The 14,515-nt window shown below is 57.8% G+C and carries 15 protein-coding genes; 9 read left to right on the forward strand and 6 right to left on the reverse strand.

Annotated features, from left to right (window positions below; all coding sequences use genetic code 11):
- Positions 1–52: 52 nt before the first annotated feature.
- Positions 53–1,255: an acetate kinase gene (locus BN4575_RS07640; RefSeq protein WP_042018565.1), complete on the reverse strand. Its 1,203-nt coding sequence runs from the start codon at positions 1,253–1,255 to the stop codon at positions 53–55.
- 304 nt (positions 1,256–1,559) lie between these two features.
- Between BN4575_RS07640 and yfbV the strand changes: the two genes are divergently transcribed.
- Positions 1,560–2,000, forward strand: a complete 441-nt coding sequence (gene yfbV / locus BN4575_RS07645; RefSeq protein ID WP_042018563.1) for a terminus macrodomain insulation protein YfbV — start codon at positions 1,560–1,562, stop codon at positions 1,998–2,000.
- A gap of 59 nt (positions 2,001–2,059) precedes the next feature.
- Here the strand turns inward: yfbV and BN4575_RS07650 are convergent, their stop codons facing one another.
- The 3 genes from BN4575_RS07650 to BN4575_RS07660 form a co-directional block, all read right to left on the reverse strand.
- Entirely contained in the window at positions 2,060–2,560 is a 501-nt protein-coding gene (locus BN4575_RS07650; protein ID WP_042018561.1) for a YfbU family protein, read from the reverse strand.
- 161 nt (positions 2,561–2,721) lie between these two features.
- On the reverse strand, positions 2,722–3,186 hold the full coding sequence (gene bcp / locus BN4575_RS07655; protein WP_042018559.1) for a thioredoxin-dependent thiol peroxidase: 465 nt from the start codon (positions 3,184–3,186) through the stop codon (positions 2,722–2,724).
- Positions 3,187–3,210: 24 nt separating this feature from the next.
- Positions 3,211–3,744, reverse strand: a complete 534-nt coding sequence (locus BN4575_RS07660; protein WP_042018558.1) for a glycine cleavage system protein R — start codon at positions 3,742–3,744, stop codon at positions 3,211–3,213.
- 199 nt (positions 3,745–3,943) lie between these two features.
- Here BN4575_RS07660 and dapA point away from each other — a divergent pair, with 199 nt between their 5' ends.
- The 3 genes from dapA (at position 3,944) to BN4575_RS07675 (ending at position 7,222) form a co-directional block, all read left to right on the forward strand.
- Complete coding sequence (gene dapA, locus BN4575_RS07665) at positions 3,944–4,831, forward strand: 4-hydroxy-tetrahydrodipicolinate synthase (RefSeq protein WP_068977767.1); 888 nt, start codon at positions 3,944–3,946, stop codon at positions 4,829–4,831.
- Entirely contained in the window at positions 4,824–5,951 is a 1,128-nt protein-coding gene (gene bamC, locus BN4575_RS07670) for an outer membrane protein assembly factor BamC (protein WP_068977768.1), read from the forward strand. The genes dapA and bamC overlap by 8 nt, the downstream gene beginning before the upstream one ends.
- A 167-nt stretch (positions 5,952–6,118) precedes the next feature.
- Positions 6,119–7,222: a phosphoribosylaminoimidazolesuccinocarboxamide synthase gene (locus BN4575_RS07675; protein ID WP_068977769.1), complete on the forward strand. Its 1,104-nt coding sequence runs from the start codon at positions 6,119–6,121 to the stop codon at positions 7,220–7,222.
- 135 nt (positions 7,223–7,357) lie between these two features.
- Here BN4575_RS07675 and BN4575_RS07680 read toward each other — a convergent pair whose 3' ends face one another.
- Positions 7,358–7,960 carry a short chain dehydrogenase gene (locus tag BN4575_RS07680; RefSeq protein WP_068977770.1) on the reverse strand — a complete coding sequence of 201 codons (603 nt, stop codon included), beginning with the start codon at positions 7,958–7,960 and terminating at the stop codon, positions 7,358–7,360.
- 97 nt (positions 7,961–8,057) lie between these two features.
- Between BN4575_RS07680 and BN4575_RS07685 the strand changes: the two genes are divergently transcribed.
- The 4 genes from BN4575_RS07685 (at position 8,058) to BN4575_RS07700 (ending at position 10,979) form a co-directional block, all read left to right on the forward strand.
- Positions 8,058–8,957 (forward strand): LysR family transcriptional regulator, encoded by a 900-nt coding sequence (locus tag BN4575_RS07685; RefSeq protein WP_068977771.1) that lies wholly within the window; start codon positions 8,058–8,060, stop codon positions 8,955–8,957.
- A 71-nt stretch (positions 8,958–9,028) separates the two neighbouring features.
- A complete protein-coding gene (locus BN4575_RS07690; protein ID WP_068977772.1) occupies positions 9,029–9,670 on the forward strand; it encodes a DUF2057 domain-containing protein in 642 nt (213 codons plus the stop codon).
- Positions 9,671–9,743: 73 nt separating this feature from the next.
- The gene (locus BN4575_RS07695; protein WP_068977773.1) at positions 9,744–10,175 is read left to right on the forward strand and encodes an HIT domain-containing protein; all 432 of its coding nucleotides are present in this window, start codon (positions 9,744–9,746) and stop codon (positions 10,173–10,175) included.
- A 105-nt stretch (positions 10,176–10,280) separates the two neighbouring features.
- The gene (locus BN4575_RS07700) at positions 10,281–10,979 is read left to right on the forward strand and encodes a DUF3334 family protein (RefSeq protein ID WP_042018548.1); all 699 of its coding nucleotides are present in this window, start codon (positions 10,281–10,283) and stop codon (positions 10,977–10,979) included.
- Between the two features lie 72 nt (positions 10,980–11,051).
- Here BN4575_RS07700 and BN4575_RS07705 read toward each other — a convergent pair whose 3' ends face one another.
- The gene (locus BN4575_RS07705) at positions 11,052–12,038 is read right to left on the reverse strand and encodes a DUF2860 family protein (protein ID WP_068977774.1); all 987 of its coding nucleotides are present in this window, start codon (positions 12,036–12,038) and stop codon (positions 11,052–11,054) included.
- Positions 12,039–12,201: 163 nt separating this feature from the next.
- Between BN4575_RS07705 and arcB the strand changes: the two genes are divergently transcribed.
- Positions 12,202–14,514 carry an aerobic respiration two-component sensor histidine kinase ArcB gene (arcB, locus tag BN4575_RS07710; protein WP_068977775.1) on the forward strand — a complete coding sequence of 771 codons (2,313 nt, stop codon included), beginning with the start codon at positions 12,202–12,204 and terminating at the stop codon, positions 14,512–14,514.
- The last annotated feature ends 1 nt before the right edge of the window (position 14,515 follow it).

Genomic DNA, 14,515 nt, shown 5'->3' on the forward strand with positions numbered 1-14,515 from the left:
TTTTGGGATCAGGAAAAGGCCGCCCTGGGGCGGCCTCGAGTTACTGCATCAATTAAGCGCCAATCAGTTCCAGCGCATCGTGGGCAATGACCCACTCTTCATTGGTCGGGATAACCAGGGCCTTGGTGGAACCAGCCTTGGTGATCTCGCCACCCTTGCCGAAGCGGGCAGCCAGGTTGGCGTCGTGATCAACGTCAAAGCCCAGCAGACCCAGCTTGTTCAGGGTGATTGCACGGATCGGTGCGGAGTTTTCACCGATACCACCGGTGAAGACTACGGCATCCAGACGACCGTCCATGGCGGCGGCGTAAGCACCGATGTACTTGGCCAGGCGGTAGCAGTAAACATCCATGGCACGCTTGGCTTCTTCTTTGCTGTCGTAGTTGTCTTCAACGAAACGGCAGTCAGAGGTCACTTCGGTCAGACCCAGCAGGCCGGACTCTTTGGTCAGCATGGTGTTGATATCAGCAACGCTCATGCCCAGTTTGTCGTGCAGGAAGAAGATGATGGCCGGGTCCAGATCGCCGGAGCGGGTACCCATCACCAGGCCTTCCAGCGGGGTCAGACCCATGGAGGTATCAACAGACTGACCATTCTTGATGGCGCAGACGGAACCGCCGTTGCCCAGGTGGCAGTTGATGATGTTCAGCTCGGAAACCGGCTTGTTCAGCTGCTTGGCAGCTTCCAGGCTGATGTAGTAGTGGCTGGTGCCGTGGGCGCCGTAGCGACGGATGCCGTTCTCTTTGTAGAGCTTGTACGGCAGAGCGTACAGGAAGGCCTCTTGCGGCATGGTCTGGTGGAACGCGGTGTCGAATACGGCCACGTTCTTGTCAGCCAGCGCCGGGAATACACGGCGAGCTTCACGGATACCGATCAGGTGAGCCGGGTTGTGCAGCGGTGCGTACGGCACGGCGGCTTCGATGCCAGCGATGACGTCTTCGCAGATGACAACGGAAGAGGTGAAGCGCTCACCGCCGTGTACTACACGGTGACCGATAGCGATCAGGTTTTTGGCCAGTTCCGGATTGAGCGGCAGGATCTTGTTGACGATGAAGTCCAGCGCTTCCTGGTGAGCGGCACCAGCGCCCAGATCGGCACTGCCTTTCTCGCCATTCAGTTTCCACTTGATGCGGGCGTCGTCGAGGCCGAAGCACTCAGCCAGGCCGGACAGCAGGTCATCACCGGTGGTTGCGTCAATGACAGCAAACTTCAGGGAAGAGCTGCCACAGTTAAGAACAAGAACCAGCTTACTCATGAATAAATCCTATCGCAGATTGGGGGGTGTAGGCGGATGCGTTGGACGTTGTGCGTCCAAAAAATTTCAACTAATCCTTATGAGGGTTGGCAATCTATTGCTTGCCCCTTGTATAGTGATACAAGATCCGAAATCCAGACGTCCCTGACAGGTCAATAGCGAGATGCTTTTGACGCAAAAATGGGCGTACAAAGGATAACCCGATTGTTGAAAAATAACAAAGTCATCCTCAACCTTTGTTATTTTGCATCAAATTTTGTCGCGGTTTTGCCGTTGTTACGTTCAAAAAGCGCTCGGAGGTAGTATGAGCATGAACATTTTTGGAACCAAGTTACAGCAAGGACGTCATTATATGACGCTTTGGCCGCGCCGTCCCGAGCTCAATTCGATGTTTCCTGAAAATCGGGTAATCAAGGCAACCGAATTTTCCCTCAAGGTTATTCCTGCCTTGGCAGTGCTCAGCGTGATGCTGCAGTTCCAGTTTGGCGAGCTGCACTACTGGCCTTCCGTCATTACCTCGGTACTGTTTCTGCTCAGCTTGCCGCTGCAGGGCTACTACTGGCTCGGGCATCGAGCAGATACTCGTTTGTCACCTTCTCTTGCCAGCTGGTATCGGGAGATCAACGGCAAGATGAACGAGCAGGGGGGGCGCCGTCCGCTGGTCTCCCAGCCGCGCTATGAGGAGCTGGCCGATACCCTCAAGGCCGCCTTCCAGCAACTCGATAAATCCTTTCTCTACGAATAACCCGATTCAGATGCAAAAAGGCGCCAGTGGCGCCTTTTTTGTTGTGGTTGGTGTGCGGATCAGGCCGCCAGTACCTTGCGGATCTCTTGAATGGAGAGTTTGTACTGACGGGGGCACTGACGCCATACCTGCAGCATCCGCTGGTATTTGTCGCGCATGGCGATGTCGCTGGAGAGTTCGTCGCATGGGCACTTGAGCTCCGGGAAGCGCTTGTCTACCTCCAGCAGGAAGCAGACATAGTCGGCCAGCTCACGCTCCTGGCTGCGGCTGTAGCCATTGAACTCCAGACGGCTGGCGTTGATTTCGCCCTGATCGGCCCCATCCAGATTACCCCATGAGATAGCCAGCGCGTGGTGCAGCTCCAGGGTATCGATTACCTCTTGGCAGGTCGCCAGATCCAGATGGCTGAAGCTCTTCTCCAGCTCGAGGATCTGCAGGCAGTAGCCGCGCTCGATGATGGTGCTGGCACGTTGATAGAAAGCCGCTTTTTCAGGATTGAGTTTCGCCAGGATTTCGTACTGGTTGCTCAGGATCAAACGCTCGGTGTTGCTCATGTTCATGGGGTATCTCGCTGGAAGATGATTCTGGGGTCACGTTAACCCATATATAAAATGAATTTTTTGATCTGGGCGGGGATTGGTGAGAAAAATCAGCGGGCAAGAGGCTATTCGCCAGACAACAAAGGCCTGCGTGGCAGGCCTTTCAATCACGCAGGGGAGGGTTAGCCCTTGAGGAAATTCAACACCACCTGATGGTGATCGCTGGTTTTGAACTTGTCGAAGTGATGGGCGATCTTGCCCTCTTCGTCGATCAGGAAGCTCTGGCGGTGAATACCGTCATACTCCTTGCCCATGAACTTCTTCGGGCCCCAGACGCCAAAAGCATCGGCCACAGCATGATCCTCATCAGCCAGCAGGGTGAAGTTGAGCTGATCGCGCTCTTCGAACTTCTTCAGCCGCTTGGCCGGATCCGGACTGATGCCGAGTACCACCACATTGAGGGCGGCCAGCTCGGCGTTCACATCGCGCAGGCTGCAGGCCTGGGTGGTACAGCCCGGGGTCATCGCCTTGGGATAGAAATAGACCAGCACCTTCTTGCCGCGCAAGCCAGCGAGGCTGACCTGATTGCCATTCTGGTCGGGCAGGGAGAAATCGGGGGCGGGGCTGCCAGCTTGTAGTGGTTGCATGGGGTCTCCTCGGGTAAAACGCCCTCAGGCGTGTTTGCGATTGACGATAAACTCGAATGATTCGGCACCCAGAGCACCACAGAATGCGGCGAAGGCGGTTTGTGAACCTTCGACTTCCCCTGCTCGGGCCAGATTGAGCTGAAAACTGATCTTGAGCAGGTTGAACGGCTGCTGCTCCAGAGTCATGGATTGCATCGCCTGGATGTTCCAGCCATGTTCGCTGAAGAACTGGGTGCACTGGCTTACGATGCCGGGCTGGTCGCGGATCAACAGTTCGGCACTGGCGCCGATATCATACTGCAGGGAGTGGTGGCGCTCGGTGCGCTTCATCATGGTGATGAGGTCCCACTCCTGGCTGCGCAGGGGCAGGCTGATCTCGAGTTGCATCATGCTGTTCCAGTCGCCAGAGAGCAGCATGATAAAGGTAAATTCATTGCCGAAGATGCCAAGGCGGCTGTCGACGATGTTGCAACCACAACCACTGACGTGGCGAGTCACTTCATTGACGATGCCAGGCCTGTCCGTGCCGATGGCCGTTACGACCAGGTAATGAGTCATAAATCTTCTCTCGTCCATTATTTTGTTGCGAAAGCCGCAAGCCAACCCTCCGGCCGTGAAGACCACTCCCTGATGGGCGCTGCCGACTTTCGTTCATTACTTTTTGTGGCGGATGGTATCACGGCTTATCCCCTCTCTCCCTTGTTTTTAAAAGGGGGCAGCTTTACCATTACGCCCCTGAAAATCGGGAGAAATATCCATGTTACGCGGTAGTATTGTTGCGCTCGTTACCCCCATGCTTGCTTCAGGTGAAGTCGATTGGGCCAGTCTGGCCAGCTTGGTCGACTATCATGTCAGCGCCGGGACCTGCGCCATTGTTGCGGTGGGTACCACAGGGGAATCGGTGACCCTGAGCGAGCAGGAGCATATCGCCGTCGTTGAAAAGACCGTTGAGTATGCCGCTGGACGCATTCCCGTCATCGCCGGTTGCGGCTCCAACAATACCGCCCATGCCATTGAATTGACCAAACGGCTGGCCAAAACCGGTGTAGTGGCAGGGCTTTCGGTTACCCCTTACTACAACAAACCTACCCAAGAGGGCCTCTATCGCCACTATTGTGCGATCGCCGAGGCTAGTGGTCTGCCCCAAATTCTTTATAATGTGCCCGGTCGCACCTGCTGCGATCTCAAACCGGAGACCGTAGCCCGTCTGGCCAAGGTTCCCGGCATTATCGGTTTGAAAGAGGCGACCGGTGATTTGAGCCGCACCCCGTTATTGCGTGAGCTGTGCGGGCCGGAGTTTGCCCTTTACAGTGGCGACGATGCCACTGGTTGTGATTTTATGCTGCAAGGTGGCGATGGTGTTATTTCGGTTACCACCAATATTGCAGCGGCCCAGATGGCCGACATGTGTCGTGCTGCGCTGACCGGTAATGCCGGACAGGCCCATGACATCAACAATCTCTTGATGCCGTTGCATCAGACTCTGTTCTGCGAACCGAGTCCTACCCCGGTGAAATGGGCCTGTGCCCAGCTGGGGTTGATTGCAACAGCAACCTTGCGTTTGCCGCTGGTTGACCTCACTGCCGAGGGCGAACAAGCGATGGCGCGAGCACTGACCACTGCGGAGTTGATGGCGAGTGTTTAAATCAAATGGAAAGGGAAATAGAGCCCGTCTGGTGCTGAGCGTTGCGACCGTAGCCGTATTGGCTGGTTGCAGCACCCCCCAGGATCGCAAAATGGCCAACCGGGGCTTCGAATATGAAGATGCTCGCCTCGAGGGCCGTGCGTTCTTGATCCCCGCAGGATTGAGCGCCCCCACTTTCAATAGCCAGTACGACATTCCGCCGTTGCCCGAGAGCAGCCGTGAAGGTGCCCTCGGCGCCAAGATTGACGTGCGTCCGCCAGCCCAACTGCTGACCGTGGTACCGGGCAGTCAGGTGGTGCAAACCGCCAGCGAGCCAACCGTGGCCTTCTATGCCCTGAGCACCAGCCAGAGTGTGGAGCGTGATACCTGGTCGTTCCTGATGAACTTCCTGGCCAAATACAAGGTGACCACCGAGAAGCTGGATCAGCAAGATGGCGTATTGCAAACCGGTTGGTTTGACAACACGGTTGCCCTCGATGGCTGGGGTGAAGATGACGAAGATTTCAAAATCCGTCAGCGTTACCAGTTCACTTTGCGCAACGATGTGCAGCGCCATGCCGTCAACATGTCGGTACGGGTGCTGGATCATGAAGAGACCATTGATGGCGAGACCAGCAACAAGCTGACCCCTGCCGATGCCCAGCGCTATGCCGCCCGGGTGCTGAACCAGTTCTCCCTCTATTACGACCAGCAGTTGAAAGCGCGCGAACAGCACAAATCCAACGATGGCATGGCTCTGCAACTGGGGCTGGACAACAACGAGCTGAGCGCCTGGATTGCTGAAGGCTCCTTTGATCAGGTGTGGCGTCGCCTTAATCAGGTACTGCCCGCTTACGGCTTTATTATCAAGGACACCCAGCAGTCACTGGGCTGGATCGACGTCGAGTACGAAGAGCCGGGCGCCAAGTTCTGGAAAGAGAAGGGTAGTGAACCGTTCAAACTGGAGGAGGAGAAGTTCCGCTTCCAGCTGGGCGAGATGGCGGGAGGCAAGACCTCCATTACCTTGTTCGACAAGGATAAGAAGCCGGTTTCGTCCGGGGTCATCTCCCAGATGTATATCAGCCTGTCCGAGGCGTTCGCCAAAGGGCTGGCCGATCAGGCAGCAGCAAAAGCAGAATAAATACAGGGGCCTTGTGCCCCTGTTTTTATATCGGGATCCCTCTGCAAACGAGGGCGAATGGTGCATGTTTTCAATGATGTGAGCCCCCTTGCCATCAAGTGGTAATCCGTTGATGGCAAGCGTGGCTTGCGATGTTTACCCCCCACAAACAGGAAGAGTTATCAGCCATGAGTCTTGCAGATCAAGTATTGGCGGTGAATGACGATTTGCCGATCCGTACCGATAAACCTGTCCATTCCGGCAAAGTGCGCAGCGTCTACTGGTTGACCCCGGCAGACAGTGCCCGGCTCATCAAAGAGAAAGGCTATGATGTGCCGGCCGATGCGCCCCTCGCCCTCATGGTGATCAGCGATCGTATCTCGGCCTTTGATTGTATCTGGCAAGGTGTGGATGGCCTGAACGGTGTACCGGGCAAAGGGGCTGCGCTCAACGCCATCTCCAGCCACTGGTTCAAGCTGTTCAAGGAGAAGGGACTGGCTGACAGCCACATTCTGGATATTCCGCACCCCTTCGTCTGGATCGTGCAAAAAGCCCGTCCGGTGATGATCGAGGCCATTGCCCGCCAGTACATTACTGGCTCCATGTGGCGTGCCTACAAGGATGGTGAGCGCGAATTCTGCGGCATCACCCTGCCAGAAGGGCTCAAAAAAGATCAGAAGCTGCCGGAGATCCTCATCACCCCCTCCACCAAGGGCGTACTGACAGGGCTGGATGGCGTGCCGGAAGCCGATGACGTCAACGTCTCCCGTGCCGATATCGAGCGCCACTATAAAGGCTTCAATTTCAGCAAACCGGCCGACATCGACCGCTACGAAGTGCTGCTCAAAGAGGGCTTCAACGTCATCAGCGACGCGCTGACCGCGCTGGATCAGATCTTCGTCGATACCAAGTTCGAGTTTGGTTACGTCCACGATGCGGCGGGCAACGAGAAGCTGATCTACATGGACGAAGTGGGTACCCCCGACAGCTCCCGTATCTGGGACGGCGCTGCCCTGCGCGACGGTCAGATTGTCGAGAAGTCGAAAGAGGGTTTCCGTCAGTGGCTGCTCAACCACTTCCCGGATCCGGACATCCTGCTCAACAAGAACCGCATGCCGGAACGTTTCGCCCTGGCCCGCGACAACAAGCTGCCGACCGAAGTGATGATGGATATCTCCAACACCTACGTCGGGATCGCCGAGAAGATCATCGGCCACCAGCTGGAGCGCTCTGCCAATCCCAAGCAGGAGATCATCGAAGTGCTGCGCGATCAGTACGGTTTGATCGACTAAGGGTTGCCCTCTTTTTTTGTCATCGAAAAACAAACGTTTGCTGGTGACGAGGGAGATAGGCAGAGAAACAGGCGGGTCCCATTGCGGGGCCCGTTTTTATTGCTGGTCTGGCGGCAAGCGGGCGGCGATCAGCGATCAGCCGTTGACCCTGAATACCTGACCGGTCTGGATGCCCAGCACCGACTTCTTGTAAGCCTGCGCCACCTTGGCGGCGGGCACCGGCACGAAGCCCGGGAAGAAGTCGGCGTATTTGTCCATCGACTCCTCCAGCACGGTGGGGCTCACCACGTTGATGCGCAGGCCGCGGGGCAGCTCGCAGGCGGCGGCTTTCACAAAGTGATCGATGGCGCCGTTGACGGTGCTGGCACTCACGCCCCAGTTGATCGGCTCCTCGCTCAGGATGCCGCTGATCAGGGTGATGGAGCCCGTGTCATTCAGATAGGGGATGGCGGTGCGGGTCAGGTTGATCTGGCCCATCAGCTTGCTTTCCAGTCCCACCTGCCACTGCTCGTCGGTCATCTCGGTCAGACCGTTGAAGGCAACGCTGCCGCTGGCCACCACCAGCGCATCAAACTGGCCCACCTGGGCAAACAGCGCCTTGATGGAGGCGGGATCGCGCATGTCGACCGTGGCATCGCCACGGCTGTGGCCGACCCGGATCACCTGATGATCTTTGGCAAGCAGTTCACTGACCGCGGAGCCGACGGTGCCAGAGGCACCCACAATCACAATTTTCATCTGCATCACTCCTGGTTGGGATGTGTTGATTCTAGCGCAACAGAAAATGCGAAAAAGCGCGTAAAATAAACCCATTGTTTCCATATTGGAGCTAATGATGGATATCGCCCATCTGGCCAGCTTTTATGAGGTGGTGCTGCGCGGCAGTTTCTCTGCCGCCGCCGATACGCGGGGGGTCAGCAAAGGGATGCTGAGCCGCCACGTCAGCGCGCTGGAGTCCTCCCTCAATGCACAACTGTTGCAGCGCACCACCCGCCGCCTCAGCCTGACCGAGGCGGGCAAGACCCTCTATCAGCAGGCGGGAGAGATCTTCGCGCTGGCACGGCAGGCGGAGCAGGATATTCAGGCGTTGACCGAAGAGGATGGCGGCCGCCTGCGCTTTACCTGCCCGGTCAGCACCGGCGATCGCATGGTGAGCGAGCTGCTGACCAGCTTTGCCGCGCTCTGCCCGGGAGTTGAGGTGGAACTCAATTTCACCAACCAGATGGTCGACATGAGTCAGGGGGAGAACGACATCGCCCTGCGCGCCATGAACGAGGTGCCGGACAATCTGGTGGCCCTGCCGCTGGGTCGGCTCAAGGATGTGGTGGTCGCCAGCCCCGAACTGTTGGCGCGCGAGGGGCGTCCGGTCACTCCCTATGAGCTGAGCGGGCGCAGCTGCCTGTTGCAGGGGCACAATCCGGCCTGGGAGCAGTGGCACTTCATCCGTGAGGGGGAAGAGGCCCACATTCTGGTGCAGGGCAAGGTGCGGGCCAACCACTACAGCACTGTGCTGCAATTGGCTCGCGCCGGTATGGGTTATGCCAAGTGCCCGCTGATGCTGGTGGAATCGCAGCTGATGGCGGGGGCGCTGGTGACCGTGCTCGACGAGTGGCAGAGCGGCCTGCATCAGCTCCATGTGCTGCATGCCCAGCAGCGGCGGGTGCCGCGCAAGATCCGGCTGTTCAAGCAGGTGCTGGCCCAGTGGTTTGCCGAGCGGCCTCACTATCTGCTCTGAGCGGCGTTATTTTTCTGTCATCTTCGGTTGCTACCCTGCGCATATCATCGGCAGCAGGAAGATCAGCAGGAATGAAGAGCAATAGAGGGTTGACCGGGTTTGTGCTGCTCTGTGCAGTGTTGGGGGCGGGCAGTGCGCAAGCGGCCGTCGAGGTGAAGGTGCCGGAGAATTTCCGCATCCTCGCGGTGAGCAACGGCACTCTGCAGGATGAGCAGCACGCCACCCTTGCGGATGGCGAGCAGCAACTGCTGGTGCGCTTCGAGGGGGTCATTCCCAGTCGCAGCAGCAGCGAGAATGACCGGCAGGTGCGCTCCGAACCGCAGGTGGTGCGCTATCAAGGCAGCAATCAGCGCTTGCAGCTGACGGCCAGCGTACCGGGAGACGAGCGGGGGATGCTGGCGTATGCAAAGGCTCCGCTGGTAGGGTTGCAGGAGAGTGGCCGGGCACTTGCCATCCAGCAGGATGCATTGGTGACCAGCGGTATGCTGCTCGGGGTGGATTGGAACGGCAAACTGGCTGAATACAACCGCAGCGGCGGCAAGGCGGCGCTGACTGCAGGCGCCGTTGCTGCGCAGCCAGCGGCCCCGGTCGCTGGTGGGGCGCAACCCGTTGTGGCCGCCAGCGAGCTGGAAGGGCAGTTGCAGCAGTTGTTCCTCAAGGCTGATCCGGCTCTGCGCAAGCGCTTTATCGGTTGGGCCGTGCCGCAGCTTTAAGTTTTCCGCCCGTTGCAGTAACGTGGACACTCCTTTTTCAGGCGCTCCATTCATCGAACTCAACGAGGTTTTCATGTTTGAATTGCATTCACGCCTGCAGGCAGATACCCGGTTGCTCGGGGATCTGCCCCTCTGCCGTGTCTTGCTGGCCAAAGACAGCCAGTATCCCTGGCTGATCCTGGTGCCGCGAGTGGCCGATTTGCGGGAAATTCACCATCTGGCGCCGGAGCAGCAGCAACAGCTGATGCAGGAGTCCTGCGCCGTCGCCACCCTGATGGAACAGGCCCTCAGCCCGGACAAGATCAACATAGGGGCGCTGGGCAATCTGGTGCCGCAACTCCATCTTCACCATGTTGCCCGTTTTGCAACGGACCGCGCCTGGCCTGGCCCCATCTGGGGGGCTCATCCGGCCGAGCCTTATGAGCCACAAGAGTTGGCTGAACAAGGCGATAGATGGCGTACCCGGCTCGCCAAGCTAAGCGGTTTCACCCCCTGTGACTGCTGATAGCGGAGTCAACTGAGAGGCGTGTCGCTATTTCAGTCTCCGGGCCGCGCCATCTGTTAGAGTTATGGTATAGATAAGCCCATTTTCGATGTTCAGGAAGGTCCCATGATAGTAACAAGATCCGATGATGAAGCCGTATTGACCACTGAGGATGTGCTGCTCAGCCTGTGCAACTCGGTGACTCAGGTTCTCAGTGCTGCAACGCAGAGTCAGGTTCGTTTTTCCGGCATGGTACAGCGGATCAGCAAGACCTGCCTCAAGCCGGATATCGGCTGTTTTGTGCTGTTTGATGGCGGTTTTTCCGGTCTGGTGGTGATCAACTTTTCCGCCGCCGCTGCCATGGAGCTGTACGAGAGCTACATGCTCAGCATGGGGCTCTCCAAGGAGGATCTTGCCATCTCTCATACCTCGGATGAGGTGAGCAACGTGATGGGCGAGCTGATGAACCAGATCGTCGGCAGCTTTACCGTCAAGGTGGGCCGTGATCTGCAGACCCATATCACCCAGAATCAGCCGAAGATGCTGGCCCTCAACAAGCAGGTGATGCTGAGTGTCGATACCAACCTCGATAACCCGGAAGCGCGCCGCGTCACTTTCTTCACCGCCCGCAACAACATCTTCTATCTCGAGCTGGCGATGGATAAAACCGAGTTTATCCGCATTCACAGTGAGGGGATGGAGCACGAGGAGTTGGATCCCGATGCGCTGATCGCCCAAACCAAGCTGGATGCCGCCAAGCCGGTTCAGGCTGCGGCTCCGGTCGCCAACGATCACGACGATCTGCTCGACTCTTTAGGGATTTGAGACGCAAGCAGACAGCAGCAAGGCCACTCTCGAGTGGCCTTGCTCTTTTTGGCGGGTAACGCCCACTGCGCACTAGAAGTTGTAGAGCAGGCCGGTGCTGAAGCGGGTGGCTTGTGAATCGTAGAAGCTGATATCCGAGCTGGATTTGGCATACGCCGCACTGGCGGTGGCCGAGAGGGCGCTGACGCCAAACAGGTTATGCCAGAAAAAGATGATGTTTGCGGCAAACTCGTCGGCATCGGCGTACTGGCCAAAGAGGGGATTGGCCTCGTCATAGTTACTTTGGCCGAGGTAGAGGTTATTGACCAATGACCACTGGGGCCCCCGCTTGGCATAGGTCAGCTGTATGCCGCTCTGTTTGTAGCGCTGGGCGCTGCCATCAAGGTCTGCGTCGCGATAGATCAGCGCAGGTTCAAGCACTTGGCCGGGGGCAAAACGCCACTGATAGGAGAGTTCAAGGGCGTGGATCTTGCCGTTGCGATCCAGCTTGGCTGCTGTCTCGGCACCATATTGGCTACCGCTGCGCTCTTCATCGACATCGATATTGCGGGTAGTCAGGCTAGCGTTGAAGTTGCTGCCCCAGATTTTATCCCAGCTTGCCCGTGCCCCGGTGGAGTTGATATCGGTCGAACTGCGGGCTACCCCCACTGCGAATGGATCGCTCCACTGCTCGGTTGGCATGGCGCTGAATACCAGTGAGCCACCGACAATCCCCTTGTCTCCCAGCTCCTGCCGCAGTCCCAGCTGCTGGGTGAAGTCGAAGCGAATGGCATCCTGGATCAGGTTACCGAGGAAGAGTTGAGTGCGGGTATCGGCAAAGGTGTAGCGGATATCGGCGTTGAGCAGTGGCGCAACGGTGGAGCTGCTTTGTGGGCCATTCAGACCGGCGATCGTGCTGTGGTCATCGTTGCCGCTATAAAAATTGGATTGGTAGTCAATGACATTGATGCCACCCAGCAGAAAACCGGACCAGCCGGACTGCTTGGGGATGGCACCCAAATCGGCGTAGGCACTGTTGGCAGCCAGCAGACCCAGGCCAAGTAGCGGAAGATGACGCATGGAATTGTGCTCCTGAATGCTGTGTATGGCCTATCGACTGGCGTTATGCCTGCGGTATTCGTCTATCAGCTCACACAATCGAGAGGTCGTTGTATGAGATTAAGAAGAGTTCACTCGGTTGTGCTGTTATTCTGTACCGCGAATATCGGGGGAAAACAACAAGATGAAGCAGATTAAATCCTGGGCGCAATATTACGTCGACTTGATGACCAAGCTGGGACTGGTGCGTTTCAGTATGTTTTTGGCGGCGGGAATCATAGTGCTGGCGGTCGCCATCCAGATGGGGGTTACCCTGTTCCTGCGCGGCAATATCGATGTGATCGACTTCGTTCGCTCGGTGTTTTTTGGCCTGTTGGTAACCCCCTGGGCGGTCTATTTTCTCTCCATCGTGGTGGATCAGCTGGAGGATTCCCGTCAGCGCCTGACCCGGATGGTGCGCAAGCTGCAAGATATGCGCGAGCGGGATCTGGAGCTCAATAGCCAGTTGCAGGAGAACATCAGTCGCCTTAATACCCAGATTGCCGAGACCAACCGGGCCGAGGATCTGCGTCAGCAAGCGATCGATGATTTGGAGAACGAGGTATTTCAGCGGGAGAAGGCGCAGTTGCATCTGGGTGAGCGCACCGCGTTGCTGCGCTCCTTCATCGATTGTTCCCCCGATCTGGTTTACTACCGCAACGAGGATGAGCAGTTCTCTGGCTGCAACCGCGCCATGGAGGAGCTGACCGGCAAGGTGGAGGCCGAGCTGATCGGTCTGACCCCGTTCGATGTCTACAAGCAGGAGATCGCCAACAAAATCGTAGAGACCGATCGGCAAGTGTTCAGCAGCAACGAGCCACTCACCTACGAGCAGTGGCTTGAATACCCGGATGGCCGCAAAGCCTACTTCGAGCTGCGCAAAGTGCCCTTCTTCGACCGCTTCGGCAAGCGGCTTGGTCTGCTCGGTTTTGGCCGCGACATCACCGAACGCAAGCAGTATCAGGACAAGCTGGAGAAGGCGAGCCGCGACAAGACCACCTTCATCTCCACCATCAGCCACGAGTTGCGCACCCCGCTCAACGGTATTGTGGGCTTAAGCCGGATGCTGATGGATACCCCCCTCGATGCCAAACAGCATCAGCAGCTCAAGATCATCCATCTGAGTGCGGTCACCCTTGGCAATATCTTCAATGACATCATCGATCTCGACAAACTCGATCGCCGTCGCCTCGAGATAGCGCCGACCCGCATCGACTTGCCTGCGTTTCTCGACGAGCTGGAGACCCTCTCCCGTATTCAGGCGGAGCAGAAGGGGCTCTATCTCCATTTCGATCGCGATGGTGACATGCCGCAATTTGTGATGGCCGATGGCACCCGCTTGCGTCAGGTGTTGTGGAATCTGGTGGGCAACGCGGTCAAGTTTACCGATGAGGGGGGCGTCACCGTGCGTTGCCTCTCCCATCCCGCTGACCAGCCAGGCAAGCTGGCCCTGCACTTCGAGGTGGAGGATACCGGCGTCGGCATCCCGCGTGCCCAGCAGGAGAAGATCTTCGCCATGTACTATCAGGTGCAGGGCAAGAAGCACGCTACCGGCACCGGCATTGGCCTCGCGGTCTCCCGCCAGCTGGTGCAGGCGATGGGTGGCCAGCTCTATGTGGACAGTGATCCGGGCGAAGGTTCCTGCTTCACCGCCGAATTGGAGGTGGCCTGTGCTGAGCCGGTGCAGCCGGAGTCCGATGATGAGATGCCCTCCCTCGATATCCTGCTGGTGGAGGATGTGGAGCTCAACGTGACGGTGGCCTGCGCTTTGCTTAACAAGCTGGGTCATCAGGTGCAGGTGGCACGGGACGGCACCCAGGCGCTGGCGATGGCCAACCCGGATGATTTCGACCTCATTTTGCTCGATATCCAGCTGCCGGATATGACCGGCTTCGATGTGGCCGCAAGACTGCTGGAGCGCTATGGCGACAGCTTGCCGCCCATGGTGGCGCTCACCGCCAATTCCACCGGCGATCGCCAGTATTATCGGGATCACGGCATGCAGGATGTGATTAATAAGCCGCTCGGCTCCAAAGCGGTGCGGGAGGTGATTGGTCACCTGTTTGCCGATCTGGCCGAGGATGAAGCGGACGAGCAGGCGGATGCGGGCAATCAGGATGCGTTACTGGATCTGCCCTTCCTCACCGATTACGCCGATACCGTGGGCAAGCCGGTGCTGCTCTCCAGCGTCGATCTGTTCGAGAAGATGCTCCCCGACTACATGGCGGTGCTCGACTCCAACATGATTGCCAAGGATCAGGCGGGGGTGGTGGAGGAGGCGCACAAGATCAAAGGGGCGGCAGGCTCCATCGGCCTGCGTCGGCTGCAGCAGACTGCCCAGCTGATCCAGAGCCCGGATCACCCCGCCTGGTGGGAAAACGTAGAGGACTGGATTGAGACGCTGCGCCGCGAATATCCCGGCGATATCGCCCGTCTGCGGCGCTGGTTGCTGTCTTGAG

This window comes from Aeromonas sp. EERV15 (assembly GCF_900079845.1).
In the GTDB taxonomy this organism is placed as follows: domain Bacteria; phylum Pseudomonadota; class Gammaproteobacteria; order Enterobacterales; family Aeromonadaceae; genus Aeromonas; species Aeromonas sobria.